Source organism: Prescottella sp. GW823-FHT02E09 (assembly GCF_058797375.1).
This window is the reverse complement of record NZ_JBXAJP010000019.1, coordinates 1-16,735: the sequence shown is the minus strand read 5'-3', so window position 1 is coordinate 16,735 and position 16,735 is coordinate 1. Positions and strand designations below refer to the sequence as shown.

The 16,735-nt window shown below is 69.8% G+C and carries 12 protein-coding genes; 8 read left to right on the top strand and 4 right to left on the bottom strand.

The window, feature by feature from the left end:
• Together AC1RIF_RS27175 and AC1RIF_RS27170 are read left to right on the top strand one after the other, a co-directional pair.
• A partial coding sequence (locus tag AC1RIF_RS27175) for a thioesterase domain-containing protein (RefSeq protein ID WP_492604492.1) occupies positions 1-339 on the top strand: 339 nt, incomplete at its 5' end.
• A complete protein-coding gene (locus AC1RIF_RS27170) occupies positions 340-1,884 on the top strand; it encodes an acyl-CoA carboxylase subunit beta (protein WP_492604491.1) in 1,545 nt (514 codons plus the stop codon).
• Between the two features lie 526 nt (positions 1,885-2,410).
• Here the strand turns inward: AC1RIF_RS27170 and AC1RIF_RS27165 are convergent.
• The 3 genes from AC1RIF_RS27165 to AC1RIF_RS27155 all read right to left on the bottom strand — a co-directional run bounded on the left by AC1RIF_RS27165 (position 2,411) and on the right by AC1RIF_RS27155 (position 10,950).
• Positions 2,411-5,734, bottom strand: coding sequence for an arabinosyltransferase domain-containing protein (locus AC1RIF_RS27165; RefSeq protein WP_492604490.1), 3,324 nt, complete (start codon positions 5,732-5,734; stop codon positions 2,411-2,413).
• A 73-nt stretch (positions 5,735-5,807) separates the two neighbouring features.
• Positions 5,808-9,116, bottom strand: coding sequence for an arabinosyltransferase domain-containing protein (locus AC1RIF_RS27160; protein ID WP_492604489.1), 3,309 nt, complete (start codon positions 9,114-9,116; stop codon positions 5,808-5,810).
• 28 nt (positions 9,117-9,144) lie between these two features.
• The gene (locus tag AC1RIF_RS27155; RefSeq protein WP_492604488.1) at positions 9,145-10,950 is read right to left on the bottom strand and encodes a glycosyl transferase; all 1,806 of its coding nucleotides are present in this window, start codon (positions 10,948-10,950) and stop codon (positions 9,145-9,147) included.
• Between the two features lie 254 nt (positions 10,951-11,204).
• Between AC1RIF_RS27155 and AC1RIF_RS27150 the strand changes: the two genes are divergently transcribed.
• Together AC1RIF_RS27150 and AC1RIF_RS27145 are read left to right on the top strand one after the other, a co-directional pair.
• Positions 11,205-11,657 carry an SRPBCC family protein gene (locus AC1RIF_RS27150; RefSeq protein ID WP_492604487.1) on the top strand — a complete coding sequence of 151 codons (453 nt, stop codon included), beginning with the start codon at positions 11,205-11,207 and terminating at the stop codon, positions 11,655-11,657.
• A complete protein-coding gene (locus AC1RIF_RS27145; protein ID WP_492604486.1) occupies positions 11,644-11,979 on the top strand; it encodes an ArsR/SmtB family transcription factor in 336 nt (111 codons plus the stop codon). The genes AC1RIF_RS27150 and AC1RIF_RS27145 overlap by 14 nt, the downstream gene beginning before the upstream one ends.
• Here AC1RIF_RS27145 and AC1RIF_RS27140 read toward each other — a convergent pair.
• Positions 11,945-12,226, bottom strand: a complete 282-nt coding sequence (locus AC1RIF_RS27140; protein WP_492604485.1) for a helix-turn-helix domain-containing protein — start codon at positions 12,224-12,226, stop codon at positions 11,945-11,947. The genes AC1RIF_RS27145 and AC1RIF_RS27140 overlap by 35 nt on opposite strands.
• 56 nt (positions 12,227-12,282) lie before the next feature.
• On the opposite strand from AC1RIF_RS27140, the gene map reads away from it, so the two are divergent.
• The 4 genes from map to AC1RIF_RS27120 are packed head-to-tail and all read left to right on the top strand — an operon-like array spanning position 12,283 to position 16,558.
• The gene (map, locus tag AC1RIF_RS27135) at positions 12,283-13,053 is read left to right on the top strand and encodes a type I methionyl aminopeptidase (protein WP_492604484.1); all 771 of its coding nucleotides are present in this window, start codon (positions 12,283-12,285) and stop codon (positions 13,051-13,053) included.
• A gap of 9 nt (positions 13,054-13,062) precedes the next feature.
• Complete coding sequence (locus AC1RIF_RS27130) at positions 13,063-15,861, top strand: FAD-binding and (Fe-S)-binding domain-containing protein (RefSeq protein ID WP_492604483.1); 2,799 nt, start codon at positions 13,063-13,065, stop codon at positions 15,859-15,861.
• A gap of 14 nt (positions 15,862-15,875) precedes the next feature.
• Positions 15,876-16,058: a hypothetical protein gene (locus AC1RIF_RS27125; protein ID WP_492604482.1), complete on the top strand. Its 183-nt coding sequence runs from the start codon at positions 15,876-15,878 to the stop codon at positions 16,056-16,058.
• 5 nt (positions 16,059-16,063) lie between these two features.
• Positions 16,064-16,558: a hypothetical protein gene (locus tag AC1RIF_RS27120; protein WP_492604481.1), complete on the top strand. Its 495-nt coding sequence runs from the start codon at positions 16,064-16,066 to the stop codon at positions 16,556-16,558.
• The last annotated feature ends 177 nt before the right edge of the window (positions 16,559-16,735 follow it).

Below are 16,735 nucleotides of genomic sequence, written 5' to 3'. Positions count from 1 at the left end.
GACCTGCTCAAGCTGAGCGGCGCGAAGATCCCCGGCGGCATCATCGAGCACCAGCGCACGTCGTGGCTCGACAACCGGGCCATCCAGACGGCGGACCCGCAGCAGTACGACGGCGACGTCGTGCTGTACATGGCGGACAGCTACCACGAGGACGCGATCAACCTCGAGCCCTCGTTCGGGACCCGTCAGCCCGACGGTGGCTGGGGCGAGGTGGCGAAGAACCTGGAGGTCGTCTACATCGGTGGCGATCACATCCAGATCGTCGACGAGCCTTACATCTCCAAGGTCGGCGCGGACCTGTCGAACAAGCTGGCCGAGATCGAGAAGCGGAGCAACTGAGTGAGCACCACCACCGCAGAAAAGCTTGCGGAACTGCACGAAAAGCTCGAGCTGTCGAAGGCCCCGGGTAACCCGAAGGCGATCCAGAAGCGCAAGGACAAGGGCCTGCCGACGCCGCGCGAGCGCATCGACATGCTCCTCGATCCGGGCACGTTCGTCGAGATGGGCCAGCTGGCCCGGCAGCCCGGTGACGCGTCCAACCCGTACGGTGACGGCGTCGTCACCGGCCACGGACTGGTCGACGGCCGTCCGGTTGCGGTGTTCGCGCACGACCAGACGGTGTTCGGCGGTGCGGCCGGCGAGATCTTCGGCCGCAAGGTCGCTGCCGTCAACGACTTCGCCATCAAGATCGGCTGCCCCGTCGTCGGCATCAACGAGTCCGCGGGCGCGCGCATCCAGGACGCGGTGACGTCGCTCGCGTGGTACGCCGAGATGGGGCGTCGCCAGGAGCCGCTGTCGGGCATGTGCCCGCAGATCTCGATCATCCTCGGCAAGTGCGCCGGCGGTGCCGTGTACGCGCCGATCAACACCGACATCGTCATCGCGACCGAAGAGTCGTACATGTTCGTCACCGGCCCGGACGTCATCAAGTCCGTCACCGGTGAGGATGTCAGCCTCGACGAGCTGGGCGGCGCCCGGAACCAGGCCGAGTACGGCAACATCCATCACGTCGCGGCCGACGAGAAGGCCGCGTTCGAGTACGCGCGCCAGTACCTCAGCTACATGCCGTCGAGCTGCACCGAGAAGCCGCCGATCATCAATCCGGGCCTCGAACCGGAGATCACCGAGGACGACCTGTCGCTCGACACGTTCATGCCCGACGCCGACAACGCCGGCTACGACATGCACGACATCCTCATCAAGATCTTCGACGACGGCGAGTTCCTCGAGGTCCGCAGCCAGTCTGCACAGAACCTCATCACCGGCTTCGCGCGAGTCGACGGCCGCCCGGTCGGCGTCGTCGCGAACCAGCCCATGCAGCTGTCGGGCGCGCTCGACGCCGCGGCGTCGGACAAGGGCGCGCACTTCGTGCGGGTCTGCAACGCGTACGACATTCCGCTGGTGTTCGTCGTCGACACCCCGGGCTTCCTGGTCGGCGTGGAGCAGGAGAAGGTCGGCGTCATCAAGCGCGGCGGCCGCTTCCTGTTCGCGTACGTCGAGGCGACCGTCCCGAAGGTGACCGTCGTGGTTCGCAAGGCGTACGGCGGCGCGTACGCGGTGATGGGCTCCAAGCAGCTCGGCGCCGACGTCAACCTGGCGTGGCCGACCGCTCGCATCGCCGTCATGGGTGCCGAGGGTGCGGTCAACCTCATCGGCCGCAAGCAGATCGAGGCCGCCGGCGACAACGCCCCCGCGGTTCGTGCGCAGCTCATCAACTTCTACAACGAGCACGTCGCGACGCCGTACATCGCGGCCGAGCGCGGCTACATCGACGCGGTCGTCGAGCCGTCGACCACCCGCCTCGAGATCCGCAAGGCACTCACCCTGCTCCGCGACAAGACGGTGTTCAAGAACCCGCGCAAGCATCACCTGCTGCCGTTCTGATCGAGTTCCCCAGCTGAAGGGACCCTTTGTGCGCTTGCAGCGCATGAAGGGTCCCTTCAGCTGTCCTGTGGCGATCCGTCGGGTCGTGCAAGCCGGCCGATTGGGTGCGGCTCTCGTGCGGGATCAGGACGTGCACGTCGGAGAAGGACTCGGACGAGCGGTATCCGTGCTCGGCTAGGGCCGATCGGCCGGTGAGGAGGGCGTCCGAGCCGCAGTAGAGCAGCGCCGCCGTTCGCCGCTCGCGCTGACCGGCTACACCGTTGTGCATCAGGACGAGGCCGGGGAGGATGCGCTGCCAGGGACCCTCCGGTCGGCAGCGAAAACTGATGGCGGAGCCCGACATACCTACCCCCATTATCGACACCTTGACGCCTCGTCGCCGTCGCTCGGCCTGCCCTCCAGCGCCGATGCCGTCACCTGTGGGTGTGGATAACTGCACACCCTGTGGATAACGGCTGAAGGGTCCCTTCACACGCTGTCAGCGCGTGAAGGGACCCTTCAGCTTTCGGCCGGGGCGATCAGGGCCCTACGGCTCGTAGACCCGCAGCGTGCCCGGGGACCAGAGGCCCGAGCGGTTGATCTGCTCGGTGTCGACGGTGGCCGTCGTGGCGTCGGGATAGTGCCGGTCGTACCGCTCGAGGGAGCCCCAGTCGCGGCCCCAGTCGTTGTCCAGGTAGGTCGGGACGGTGGTGGCGCCGGCGAGCATCTCGGTCCAGCCGAGGGGTCCGCCGTTCTCGAGGGACTGCCAGGTGTCGGTGGAGCTGACGGCGAGGGGCCGGTCGGGCAGGATCCGGTAGTTCGGCATCTCGGCGACTCCGTCGAGATGGTTGAACGGACGTTGGCACGGGAACTGCAGTCCGACGGCCCAGTCCAGCAGGACGGGCTGTTCGGTGCCGACGACGCTGCTGAGCGATTCGAGCTTGGGTACGCGCGGCGGCGTGAACGCGAACCACTGGTCGCCGGTCAGGTTGGGGTCGGCCGCGTTGATCCGGACGACGTCGGTGTCGGCGGGCAGTTCGTCGAGCGGGATCCGCAGGTTCCGCCAGGATGGTGCGGGGCCGATGTCGCGGGGCACGTAGGTGCCCTGGATGTCGACGGTGCCGTCGGGCTGCCGCTTGCCGTATTCGAGGTTGAGCGGCTGCCCGTAGTTGGTCTGTCCGCTGATCTGGTCGACGGACCAGATGCGGCCGGCGGCGGAGATCACGACGAGCGGGGAGTCGTCGCTGCGTTCGGGCAGCTGGTACCAGCTGGATACGACGGATGCCTGCTGCTGGACGCCGTCCTGGTAGCTGCCGAGGATCGGGGTGCGGGCGGGGTCCAGTCCGAACGGCAGTTTGACGGTGCTGCCGTTGACGCCGAGGGCGCCGACGCCGCCGGTGGTGCCGGATCCGCCGCCGGTCTCGAAGGTGGGTCCGATGCTCTGGCTGTCGGTGTTGCCCATGCCGGCCTTGACCTCGACGTAGTCGGCGGTGAGGTCGCTGGGTACACCGTTGGGGGTGAAGCCGACGGGCTTGGTACCGGCGAGCGGATCACCGGGGTCGGCGAGGGGGTTCGCCGGGTCGACGAGGGGCGTCAGGGCGCCGGTGTTGGGGTCCTGTTCGACGAGCACGTCGTCGGCGAGGCCGCAGGTCTTGCCGGCGAGCGCTTCGACGTTGGAGCGGCCCAGCGAGTACGCCGGGTACTGGGAGACCGCGCCCTTGAGCAGCGAGAGCACCTCGAACAGCACCATCAGTCCGGCGATGACGGTCAGTGGGGCGGCCGCGAACTTGCGGATCCGCCGGCCCTTGGCGCTGGTGGGCTTCTCGGGCGGGGGAGCGTAGCCCTCCCGCAGGTACTGCCAGGCGATCAGTGCGACGGCCAGGCCGAACAGAACCAGGAACAGCGTGGACGATTCGCGTCCGTCGAACTGCACCGTCTTGTCGAACCACGGCACGCCGTAGCTCGAGACGTACCAGTAGCCGTTGATGCCGGAGAACGACAGTGCGAGCACGAACAGCAGTCCGGCGAGGAACATGGTGCGGTTGCGCCGCGATCGCAGTGCACTGGCCGACACGACGACGGCGGTCAGTGCGGCGAGGGATCCGGCGATGCCCGCGTACGCCCCGAAGTGGTGGGTCCACTTCGTGGGGTTGAACATCATGAAGAAGATCGTTCCGAAGACGATGCCCATCAGGCGCCACGACGGTCCGGCGGCGACGCCGGGGATCCGCTTGCGGCGCAGGAACACGAACAGCACCGTGAAGAGGCACAGCAGCATCGTCAGGAACGCGAAGCGGCGGGCCAGCGAACCGTCGGTGGTCTGCACGAACAGGAAGTAGTAGCGCTGGTAGTCCTGGAACCATTCGAGGTTCGGGCCGATGATCGTGCGGACGCGCGTGGCCTCCATGACGGCCGCCCAGGTCTGGTCGGCGAACACCACGACCAGCACGAGCACACCGGCTGCCGCGAGGGGCAGCAGCTGCGACAGTGTGCCGATACGGTGCCGTCGGCGGACGATGAGCCGGGTGACGGGACGGATGCCGGCGAGCAGCGCGGCGATACACATCAGGCCGGTCGGGGCGGCGGCGAGGGTGAACGCGCCGATCAGTGCGGCGATCGCGGCGGGAAGAAGTCGCGCGGTGGCGATGGCGCGTTCGATCGAGCACCACGTGAGCAGCGCGCCGACGGCGACGATCGGTTCGGGGCGCAGGCCGTTGTTGTAGGGCAGCCAGAACGCGAGGAACACGAGGCCGCCGGTCCAGAGCGCGACGGAGTTGGTGCGCACCGCGCGACCGAGGCGCGGGATCACCTCGCGGCTGATGACCATCCAGCACAGGACGGCGGCGAGCAGCGCGGGCAGGCGCATCCACGGGCTGGCGGTGGAGATCTTCGCCATCGCGGCGAGGACGTCGTAGTACCAGCCGAACGGGGCCTCGGGGACGCCGAACCAGCGGAAGTAGTTGGCCATGTAGCCCGAGTGCTCGGACGCGCGGGCCATGGTGAGCAGGTAGCCGTCGTCGGCGGTGTTGGCGCCGAAGAAGTGCCAGCCGACGAGGGTACCGACGACGACGCCGTCGACGCCGGTCAGCTTCCACCAGCGGGCGGGCAGGAAGCGGCGGGAGCGGCGGCCGTCGACGCTGTCGAGGCGGTGCAGCGCGACCAGCGAGACGGCGGTCGCGAGGACGGCGCCGAGCATCGCGACGAGCTTGACCAGCGTCGGGCTCGACGAGAAACGCGAGTCGACGTCCATCGTGAAGTTCAGGCCCGGCACCGACTGGCCGTCGAGGTCGGTGAAGATGCCGACGACCTGTGGGCGGTAGTCGTGGAGCAGTTCGCCCTTGACCGGTTCGCCGTCGTCGTTCGTCAGGCCCACGAACTCCGCGGTGGTGCCGGTGACGTCGGAGGCGATCCGGATCTCGGTGCACTGTCCGGACTCGACGTCGGCGCGCGGTGCGCTCGCGACGATGACGTTGCGGTCGAGGACGTCGACGGTCTCGGAGGAGACGCGCACGAACATCGCGTTGACTGCGGCCTTCTCGCCCTGTGGGGGTGCGGTGGCCAGCAGGATGCCGCCCGCGTCCGGCAGTTCGGCGACGGCGCGGCACGGGATGGTCGCCGACAGCGACACCGGCGCCTGCGACATCAGCGGCGCCTCGACGTTCGCCGCGACGGGGCCGTCGGGCCACGACACGGTCGCTGCGGTCTGGGTGACCGGCAGGAACGGTGTCGCGAGCGCGAGCAGGACTCCGAGCAGGCCGGTCACGACGGCGATCAGCCGAGCGTTGCGGACATCCGCGTTTCGGGTACGGGAAGCCGGGGGCGGAGCGCTGGCTTCGGGACCGGGCGCGGGGGCTGTCACAACGTCTGGCACGTTTGTCGATGGTAGGCGAGATGTTTCCGTTACCTAAATGAGCCCGATCCCTCTCAGGTACTTCACAGGCAGGTCACGCGGGTGGTGTGTTCCGGATCGGACCGGGCGACCACAGGCCTGAGCGGGTGGTTTGCTCCACATCGATCCCGGCGGGCTGCGCCGACGGGACGATCGGGGTGAATCGTTCCAGGGAACCCCAGTCGCGTCGCCAGTCCTGGTCGAGGTACGTCGGGATGGTCTGGGCGTTCACCAACAGATGCGTCCAGCCGAGCGGGCCGCCGCCGATCGCGTCCTGCCATGCATTGGTCGCCTGGGCGCCGACGCGGTCCGGCAGGATCCGGTACTCGGGCACCTCGGCGACACCGTCGTGGTGGTCGAACGGTCGCTGGCACGGGAATGCCAGGCCGACCGACCAGTCGAGCAGCACCGGGGCGGTGCTTCCGACGACGGACTGCAGGGACTGCATGTGCGGTACCCGAGGCGGCGTGACCGCGAGCCACTGGTCGGGTGCGAGCCCGGTGTCGGAGGCGACGAGCCGGACGGCGTTCGCCTCGGCGGGCAGCTGGTCGAGGGGCACCCGCAGATTCCGCCACGACGGCGCCGGTCCGATGTCGATCGGGGCGATGCGGCCGAGGGCGTCGACACCGCCGTCGGCGGTGCGGGTGCCGTATTCGACGTCGAGTAGCTGGCCGTCGGTGACGATGCCGTCGGGGTCGACGGAGTGGATGCGTCCGGCGGCCGCGATCGTGAGGATCGGGGCGTCGTCGCTGCGCTCGGGCAGCCCGTACCAGCCGGTGACGAGGTCGGACTTCTGCTGGGCCCCGGACTGGTAGCTGCCGAGTACGGGTGTGGTGGCCGGGTCGAGGCCGAACGGGAGGGACACGCTGCTGCCGTTGACGCCCGCGGTGGCCTCGGTGCCGCCGCCCGTGCCGGCGCCGGTGCCGGTCGTGGTCTCGGCGTCGGAGTCGGTGCCGCTGTCGACGCTGTTCGCGCCACCGGCGGCGACATTCTCCTTGTCCGCGGTGAGGTCGCCGGCCACACCGTTCGCCGTGAAACCGGTCGCTTCGGTGGCGCCGAACGCGCCGGCACCGGCGAGATCCCCGGGCGGGGACACCAGCTGCAGCATCGAGGCGTTCGTGTCGTCCTCCACGAGGACGTAGTCGGCGAGCGCGCACGAGTCGCCGGTCACGGACTTCAGGTTGGAGTGGGCGATCGAGTACGACGGGTACTGCGCGACGGCGCCCTTGAGGAGCGAGAGCACCTCGAAGAGCACCACTGCGGCGGCGGCCAGGGTCAGTGGTGCGGGCGACCAGCGGCGGATCCGGGCGAGTCGGCCACCGTTGCCGTTGCCGGCCGTCTCGTCCCGCGGGGACGTCCCGCGGATGTGGTACCAGGCGGCCAGCAGCAGGGCGAGGACCGTCAGGCCGAGCAGCGCGGTGGAGAAACCCTTGCCGGCGATGGACGGCGGCTTGTCCCACCACGGGACGCCGTAGCTGGACACGTACCACCAGCCGTTGGGGCCGGTGAACGACAGCGCCAGGATGAACAGCACGGCGGCGGCGAAGAGCGTCCGGTTGCGTTTGGAGCGCAGGCTCGCGCCGGCGACCGCGACGGCGGCCAGTGCGGCGACGGAGCCGGCGAGGCCCGCGTACACGCCGAAGTGGTGCGTCCACTTGGTGGGCGTGAAGCTCATCAGCAGCAGCGACGCGAAGATGATGCCGAGGATGCGGCGGGACGGCCCGGCCGCGGTGCCGGGGATCTTGCCGCCGCGACGCAGCAGCATCATCACGCACACGATCAGGCACAGCAGCATGACGAAGACGCCGAAGCGGCGGGCCAGCGAGCCGTCGGGGGAGATGTTGAGCAGCGCGTCCCAGCGCAGGCGCTCGTCGAACCACGGCACGTTGGGGCCGACGGCGGTGCGGACGCGGGTGGCTTCGAGGACCGATGCGAGGGTCTGGTCGGCGAACACCGCGACGAGCACGACGGTGCCGGACGCCAGGATCGGCGCGAGCTGCCCGGCGACGCCCACCTTCCGGCTGCGCGCGAGCAGGGTTTGCACGATCGGCCGGGATCCGGCGATGAGGGCGGCCAGCGCGATCATTCCGGACGGGCCGGCGGCCAGCGAGAACGCCGCGATCAGCACCGCGACGGCGGCGGGCAGCAGGCGTCCGGTGGCGATGGCGCGTTCGATCGAGCACCACGTGAGCAGTGCACCGAGCGCGATGATCGGTTCGGGGCGCAGACCGTTGTTGAACGGCAGCCAGAAGGCGAGGAAGACGAGGCCGGCGGTCCAGACGGCGGTGGAGTTGGTGCGCACCGCGCGACCCAGGCGCGGGATCACTTCGCGGCTGATGATCAGCCAGCACAGGATCCCGGCGATCAGCGCGGGCAGACGCATCCACATGCTCGCGGTGCTCACCTTCGTGAACAGCACCAGCACGTCGTAGTACCAGCCGAACGGCGCCTCGGGGACGCCGAACCAGCGGAAGTAATTGGCCATGTAGCCGGCGTTCTCGGAGACGCGGGCCATGTTGAGGAGGTAGCCGTCGTCGGACGTGTTGGCGCCGACGACGTGCCACAGCAGCAGACCGCCGATGACGACCCCGTCGATGCCGGTGAACTTCCACCAGCGCGCCGGCAGGAAGCGGCGGGCGCGGCGACCGTCGACGCCGTCGAGTCGGTGCAGTGCCACGAGCGAGACCAGCGTCGCGAGCACGGCGCCGATCATCGCGACGAGCTTGATCATGGTGGGGCTCGAGGAGAACCGGGAGTCGATGTCGGCGCGGACGTCCAGACCCGGCGGCGGGGTGCCCTGCAGGTCGGAGAAGATGCCGACCATCTGCGGCCGGACGTCACCGTCGACGGTGGTCGCCTGTTCGTCGGGCAGGCCGGCGACGGCGGCGGTGGTGCCCTGCGGGTCGGACGTCACCACGATCTCGGTGCAGCCCTGCAGGTCGTCGACCGGGATCGACAGCAGTGCGGTGTCGCGCAGGACGGCCCGCAGTCGTGCCGGTTCGGTGCTCGACGCGGCATCCACCTTGATGACGAGGCCGTCGGCCTCGGCGCGGCCCGCAGCCGGGGGTGCTGTCGAGACGAGTGCCCCGCCGGTGTCGCCCAGCTGTGCGACGGCGCTGCACGGGATGGTCACGTGCAGCTGCTGCGGGGTGTACGAGACCAGCGGCGCCTCGACGCTGGTGAGGCTGCCGTTCTGCGGCCAGCTCACCGATGTCGCGTCCTGCTTCACCGGCAGGAAGGGTGTCGCGATCGCGAGGATGGTGCCCAGCAGGCCGGTGACGATGGCGACGATACGGGCGGTCCGCACGTCCCTCGTGGTGGAGCGATCGGCGGACGAGGTCGGGGCGGTCAGGTCGTCGGGCACGGTATTCGACTCTAGGTGAGCCGCCCGGTCAGGTCAGATTCCGCACGTCCCAGACCCAGACGCCGTCCACCCATCGTCCGTCGACGCCGAGCAGTCGGTTCACGGTGGTGAGCAGGGCCTGCTGGTTCTTGCCGGGCGGCAGCACGACGACGTCGGCGTTCCAGAACCTCAGGTCCTCGAGCGCGGTCGCGCGGGTGGTGTCGTCGATGACCGGGGCCTGCCCGGTGCTCTGGGTCTTGCCGAGGAGCAGCGCGGTCGGGCGGTCGTCGGGGCCGTACTTGCCCTTGTCCTCCGGTCCGGCCGGTCCGACGAAGTAGCCTCCGGCGATGGGGTACCCGAAGCGCTGCCCGACCTGCCATTGCAGGGCCTTGGCGTCCTCGGGGCGCGGGAGCGGCACGGTGACCACCGATCCGTCGGAGACGTACGAGCGCCACGTGCCGTCCGCGAAGAACGCCGGCGCGGGGGCACGTTTGGCGACGTCGAGCGGTGCGGGGGCGAGGGGGAGGAGGGCGACGGCCAGCCAGCCCAGCCACAGCAGGGTCGTCGACCGCTGTCCGGTGCGTCCGGCGGCGATCGCACGGTCGGTGCCCAGTGCCAGGAGGATCGCGATGGCCGGGATACAGCCCATCGCGAAGCGCGATTCCAGGACCGATTCGAGCAGTGGCAGTTTCGCGAACCACGACCACGGCAGCGTGATGCCGGTCTCGGTGTGGGCGACGGTGAGTTCGACGCCCATGGACAACACCGCCAGCACGGCAGCCGTCGCGGCGGCGGCGCGGGCCATCGGCAGGCGCCACAGCCACACCGCGGTCATGGCGGTGAGCAGCAGCAGCGGCCAGCCGAAGAACGCGTTCTCCTCGGTGGCGTTCATCGACAGGCCCGCCGCGGATCCCGGATCGCCGGCGAGCGACTGGGTGGGAAAGCGGGTGAACGCGTTGAGGTCGTTGCCGACCGATCCGTGCTCGATGGAGTGGTAGCTCTGGGGTCCCAGGAACTGCCACCACAGCGGGATTGCGACGATCGCGAGGGCGACGGTGCCGGCGACACACAGTCCCTTGAAACCGCGCCGGAGTGCGGCGACCGCCTTACCGGGTTGGGATGCGCCGTAGGCGATTCCGAAGATCACGAAGGCGATCGCGTAGATCAGCAGTGGTTCTTCGCCCAGGAAGATCTGATAGGCGACGGCGAGGCCGAGCGTGACGCCGTTGCGGATCGGGCGTTCGCCGCTGCCGAGGCGGATCACCAGTAGCGCGATGAACGGCAGCAGGAACAGTGCGACGAAGTTGGGGTGGCCGTTGGAGTGCGAGATCATCGCCGGCGCGAAGCCGCAGAAGACGCCGCCCACCGCGGCCGCGAACCGGGACTGCACCACGTACCGCGACAGCACCCAGTACCAGGCGGTGGCGGTGCCGGCCAGGCCCAGCGTGAGCGCGAGCGTGAAGGTGACGGTGGGGCCGAACAGCAGCGTGATCGGGGCGAGCGGGATGCTGACGCCGAACATCGCGGTGTTGGCCATCAGGTTCACGCCGAGCGGGTAGTTCTGCAGCGTGCTCGACAGCGGATTCTCGAGGTTGACGAGCGAGTGCGCGGTGACTGCGAAGAACCACTCCCACATCGTCTGGTCCTGGCCGCTGCGGACCAGGTACCCGTCGCCGAGATGCTTCCACTGCCGTCCGAGGACGAACACCGCGAGCGCGAGGAACGAGGTGGTCGCGACGATGTCGGCGGGTGCGATCCGGATTCGTCTGACGCGGGTGGGAGTGCCGGTCGTCTGTGTGGTGGGAGTCGGTGCGGACGAGATGTTCCCGTCTGACAGTTGCAGGGTCTCGCTCACATCGCCCCTTTCGCGTTGCGGGACGGAAGGGGCGGGGCGCCGCTCAGCCGTCGGTTGGCCGGACGCGACATTACCGCAGCTAGCTGGGTTCTACCTGTGAGAAGTGGTCGGAGCCGGGGACGCTGCGGGCGTACGGGACGAAGCGTTCGGGCAGACCGGACGCAACCGGATATGCAACCTTGGGGTTGCGTCAATTCTCCGCATCTGCAATTCTGGAGTTGCAGGTAGAAGTCGAATCGAAGGGACGGAAACCGATGGACGTGCTGGACCGAATCGAGCGGAAGATCGAGATCGACGCGCCCGTGGTGCGCGTTTGGAAGCTGATCAGCGAACCCGGCTGGTACATCAACGACGAGCAGATCACCCCGCACCGGATCGAGCGGCGCGGTGAGGTGGACGTCGTCCACGATCCCGTCCACGGTGCATTCGCGTTCGTGACCGTGGAGCTCGACGAGCCCCGCTACGCCGCGTTCCGGTGGCTCGCGGATCCCGAGTCCGCGGACGGCCCGTCGACGCTCGTGGAGTTCACGATCGCGGAGACGTCGACGGACAGCGTGGTGCTGACCGTCGTCGAGACGGGATTCGCGTCGCTGCCGGGCAGTGAGATGGAGCGCCGCGAGAAGTACGACGGCAACGTGGAGGGCTGGGCCGTCGAGATGGCGCTCGCCAAGAGCTATCTGGAGGGGGCCGTGGATGCCGTCGGATGAATCCGTCGCAGCTCCCGTGGTGTTCGCCGCGCTCGCGGACGACACCCGGTGGGACATCCTGCTGCGACTCGGTCGGTCCCCGGCATCGGCGTCCGCGCTGGCCCGAGAGTTGCCCGTGTCTCGGCAGGCGATCGCGAAGCACCTCGCGGTGTTGCAGGACGTCGGCCTCGTCACTGCCGAGCGTGACGGCCGCGAGGTGCGGTTCGTCGCGGTCGGTGCTCGGTTGAGTGAGGCTGCGGCTCAGCTCGAGCGGATCGCGTCCGGCTGGGACCGTCGCCTCGCGCGGATCAAGATGCGCGCCGAGGCGCCCGATCCGGGCTGACCTCGGATCCGTCCAGGGCGGCCGCGATCTCGTCGAGGGAGAGGCCGAGCACGCGTGCGACGGCGTTGATCGTGAAGAACGCCGGCGTCGCGATGCGCCCGGTCTCGATCTTGCGCAGCGTCTCCACCGAGATGTCCGCGTCGAGCGCGACCTGAACCATGCTCGTCTCGCCCCGTGCTGATCGCAGCAGCTCGCCGAGCCGCTGTCCACGTTCCAGTTCCTCCGCCGTCAGCGGCACGCGCACCATGATCCCTATAGTAATACCGGTATAGTTATTCGTGATACCGAACGAGAGGGCGAATCATGGTCGAACTGAAGACCGCGACGGAGATCGACCGGATGCGGGTTGCGGGACGCGTGGTGGCCGACGCCCTCGCGGCCGCGCGTGAACACGCGCAGGTGGGGGTGAGCCTGCGTGAACTCGACGCCGTCGCCGCCCGTGTCGTCGCCGACGCCGGTGCGGATCCGCTGTTCCTGAACTACCGGCCGAACTGGGCTCCGACCCCGTTCCCGGGAGTGATCTGCACATCCGTGAACGACGCTGTCGTACATGGCATTCCGTCGGACTATCGGCTGCGCGACGGCGACCTGGTGAGCATCGACGGCGGCGCGAGGCTGAACGGGTGGTGCGGAGACTCGGCGATCAGTTTCGTCGTCGGCGCCTCGAATCCCGCCGACGAGGCACTCGTGGCCGCCGCGGACGAGGCCCTTCGCCGCGGTATCGACGCCGCCCGGGTCGGGAACCGGCTCGGGGACATCGGTGCCGCGATCGGGGCCCACGCCCGCGGTCTCGGCTACGGGCTGCTCGCCGACCACGGCGGGCACGGCATCGGCCGTGTGATGCACGAGAGCCCGGACGTGCCCAACGAGGCGCGTGCCGGCAAAGGGATGCGACTGCGTGCCGGGCTGGTCCTCGCGATCGAGCCGATGCTCATCGCCGACGGCTCCGACGACTATCGGCACGACGCCGACGGCTGGACCCTGCGGACCGTGACCGGCGCCCGCGCCGCGCACAGTGAGCACACCGTCGCGATCACCGACGACGGCCCGGTGGTGCTCACGGCACGGCACTAGGCTGCTCGTATGCCGGACTGGACCCCGATCTCCGACGCGCTGCGCCGCGCGGGGGTGCGGGACGTCCGCGACGACGGCACCACCCGGGCGATGTATTCGTCGGACGCGTCGCTGTACCGGGTGCCGCCCACCGCCGTGGTGTTCCCGCGGGCGGTGGACGAGGTCGCGACGGTGCTCGACATCTGCCGCGCCGAGGGCGTTGCGATCACGGCGCGTGGGGCGGGGACGTCCGTCGCGGGCAACGCGGTCGGCCCGGGGGTGGTCCTCGATTTCAGTCGGCACCTGGGCCGGGTGCTCGCGGTCGATCCCGACGCGCACACGGCCGTCGTCGAACCCGGTGTCGTGCAGGCGGTGCTCCAGAGCGCGGCGGCGCAGCACGGGCTGCGGTTCGGTCCCGACCCGTCGACGCACAACCGCTGCACCGTCGGCGGCATGATCGGCAACAATGCTTGCGGGGCAAGGACTCTCGGCTACGGCCGCACGTCCGACAACGTCGCCGGTCTGGATCTGCTCACCGGGGCGGGGGAGGCGCTGTCGCTGCCCGCCGCCACCGGCGCCCCGGTCCTGGGCCGGCTGCGCGACGTCACCCGAGCCGGATTGGCCACCATCCGAACCGAATTCGGCCGCTTCGGGCGGCAGGCGTCGGGGTACGGCCTCGAGCACCTGCTGCCGGAGAACGGCTTCGACGTCGTGAAGTTCCTCGTCGGCAGCGAGGGCACCCTCGGCATTGTCACGCGGGCCACCGTCCGGCTCGTGGAGGATCCGGCGCATCGGGTGCTGGTCGCGCTCGGCTACGACGACATCGCATCCGCCGGCGACGACGCCAAGGCCGTCCTCGGGTTCGGGCCGACGGCCTGCGAGGGCATCGACTCGCGCCTGGTCGATGTCGTGCGCGAACGGCGCGGACCGCAGGCCGTGCCGCCGTTGCCGCGCGGTGCGGCGTGGCTGTTCGTGGAGATCGCGGGCCCGTCACGTGACGAAGTGCTCGACCGGGCCCGGAAGCTGGCCGACGGCTGCCGCGCCGCCGACGCCCTCGTCGTCGACGACCCGGCGCGGGCCGCGGCGCTGTGGCGGATCCGGGAGGACGGCGCGGGTCTGGCCGGACGCAGCCCCGCCGGCAAACCCGCGTACGCGGGGTGGGAGGACGCCGCCGTCCCGCCCGATCGGATGGGCCCCTACCTGCGGGACTTCGACGCCCTGCTCACCGAGTTCGGCCTCACCGGTCTGCCGTACGGTCACTTCGCCGACGGCTGCCTGCACATCCGGCTGGACCTGCCGCTGGATCGGCCGTCCGGCAGCGACGTCTTCCGACGTTTCCTGATCGCCGCGGCGGAACTCGTGGCGCGATACGGCGGGTCGCTGTCCGGGGAGCATGGTGACGGCCGCGCCCGCAGCGAACTGTTGCCGCTCATGTACTCGCCCGACGCGCTGCGCCTGTTCGGCGCGGTCAAGCACGTCTTCGATCCCGACAACGTCCTCAATCCCGGCGTCCTCGTCGAGCCGCGGCCGATCGACGCCGACCTCCGGGTCCCGCAGACGTCGCCCCTGCGTCGCAACCTCGCGCTCGCGTACCGCGACGACGACGGCGACTTCGCCCAGGCCGTGCACCGCTGCACCGGCGTCGGGAAGTGCCGCGCCGACACCACCGGCACCGGGGGCGTCATGTGCCCCTCCTATTTGGCGACCCGGGAGGAGAAGGACTCGACGCGCGGACGCGCCCGCGTCCTCCAGGAGATGGTGAACGGCAGCCTCGTGAACAAGGGGTGGCGGTCGCCGGAGGTGCACGACGCCCTCGACCTGTGCCTGTCGTGCAAGGGCTGCGCGTCCGACTGCCCGACGGGCGTCGACATGGCCTCCTACAAGTCGGAGGTCCTGCACCAGAGCTATCGGGGGCGCCTGCGTCCGGTCTCGCACTACTCACTGGGGTGGCTGCCGCGCTGGGCTGCCGTCGCGGGGCGGGCGCCGCGCCTCGTCAACGCCGTCACCAGGCTTCCGGGTGTCGCGGCTGCCGCGCTGGCGCTCGGGGGAGCGGATCGACGACGCCACGTCCCACAGTTCGCGCCGGTCTCCTTCCGGCGCTGGTTCGCCGACACCGCCGCCGACCGCCGTACCACCGGAGACCCGGTGGTCCTGTTCGTCGACACCTTCACCGACCGCTTCACGCCCGAGGTCGGCGTCGCGACCGTCCGCGTCCTGGAAGATGCAGGCTTCCGGCCGCGGCTCACGCCGAGGAGACAGTGCTGCGGACTGACATGGATCACGACCGGCCAGCTCGATGCCGCCCGCCGGATCCTCGGCCGCACGGTGACGGCACTGGCCGACGAAGGGGCGCCGATCGTGGGGATGGAGCCGTCGTGCACGGCGGTCCTACGGTCCGACGGCATGGACCTGCTCGGCACCGACGAGGCGCGCCGCGTCGCCGACTCCACCGTCACCCTCGCCGAACTGCTCACCGACAGGGACGGCTGGGAGCCGCCGGACCTGTCCGGGACCACGGTCGTCGCGCAACCGCACTGTCACCATCACGCGGTGATGGGGTGGGGAGCTGACGCGGCACTGCTCCGCTGGGCCGGGGCTCGGGTCGAGCGGCTCGGCGGCTGCTGCGGACTCGCGGGGAACTTCGGGGTGGAGCGGGGCCACTACGACGTCTCGGTCGCCGTTGCCGACCACCAACTGTTGCCGGCGGTCACGAGCGCCGGGCGGGACGCGGTGATCCTGGCCGACGGGTATTCGTGCCGGACCCAGATCGGTGATCTGACCGACCGCCACGGGAGGCACCTGGCGGAAGTCCTGGTCGCCGGAGACTGAGGCACAATCCAGTCATGGTCTCCACGCCTGTCATCGTCACCATCGTCTCTGTCTGTATCGGCTTCGTCCTGTTCGTCCTCGCGGCGAGCGGCGCGCGGGGAAAGTGGGACAAGCGGCTCGTGATCGGACTGCTCGTCACTGCCATCCTGTGCCTGACGGCGGTGCCGCTGTCCGTCGCACTGAGCGCTGCGGTGTGATACCGATGTCACGCCCCGACTCCTGGCCCCGCGAATGGCCGAAGACCGCACGGCAGATCGCCATCGCCACCGACGACGCCCTGACCGCCGCCCGCGCCGCTTCCGCCGACCGACTCGGCGAGGCCGTGGAGGAACTGGTCGCCCTGCCGTTCGAGCAGGTGTCCCTCGTGCACGCCGGTGTCGTGCGTGCCCTGCTCGAGGATCTGCATCCCGACGGGTTCTCGGGGGACGACATCCAGGACGCGCTGACGCGGGTCGCCGGCTCGGCGCTCGCCTGGCTGCCCGGACTCGACGTCGCGGCACTGGCCGCCGTCCTCACCGGTTCCCTCGGACTCACCGAGATGAGCGACGACGCGCAACGGATCGGTCAGGCCGACTACCTCCGCAGCGCCGTCCTGGTGATCGCCGATCTCCTGGCGGCCGCCGATGTGCCGTCCACCGGCTATGTACGGGCCGCGATCGGGGAGATCGCGCGCGCCGAGACGGTGGAGATGCCCTGACGGGGCCCCGTGGCACCGGATGTTCACGCAAAGTACGCCAATCATGGGGCCTGAGCAGGCGATTTGGCATTCGGTGAAAGGTTCGCGTAACTTATTCCAAGTCAGAGCGACACGGACACCGACCCGGACCTGAGGGACTGGGAAAACGAGGTTGTACGGAGAGCGCCTGGCGAATCT

Excerpts from the sequence above, each read along its gene's own strand:
- AC1RIF_RS27145 (WP_492604486.1), top strand. The coding sequence starts at position 11,644 with ATGCCGTCGGATGAATCCGTCGCAGCTCCCGTGGTGTTCGCCGCGCTC.
- AC1RIF_RS27125 (WP_492604482.1), top strand. The coding sequence starts at position 15,876 with ATGGTCTCCACGCCTGTCATCGTCACCATCGTCTCTGTCTGTATCGGC.
- map (WP_492604484.1), top strand. The coding sequence starts at position 12,283 with ATGGTCGAACTGAAGACCGCGACGGAGATCGACCGGATGCGGGTTGCG.
- AC1RIF_RS27140 (WP_492604485.1), bottom strand. The coding sequence starts at position 12,226 with ATGGTGCGCGTGCCGCTGACGGCGGAGGAACTGGAACGTGGACAGCGG.
- AC1RIF_RS27150 (WP_492604487.1), top strand. The coding sequence starts at position 11,205 with ATGGACGTGCTGGACCGAATCGAGCGGAAGATCGAGATCGACGCGCCC.
- AC1RIF_RS27120 (WP_492604481.1), top strand. The coding sequence starts at position 16,064 with ATGTCACGCCCCGACTCCTGGCCCCGCGAATGGCCGAAGACCGCACGG.
- AC1RIF_RS27130 (WP_492604483.1), top strand. The coding sequence starts at position 13,063 with ATGCCGGACTGGACCCCGATCTCCGACGCGCTGCGCCGCGCGGGGGTG.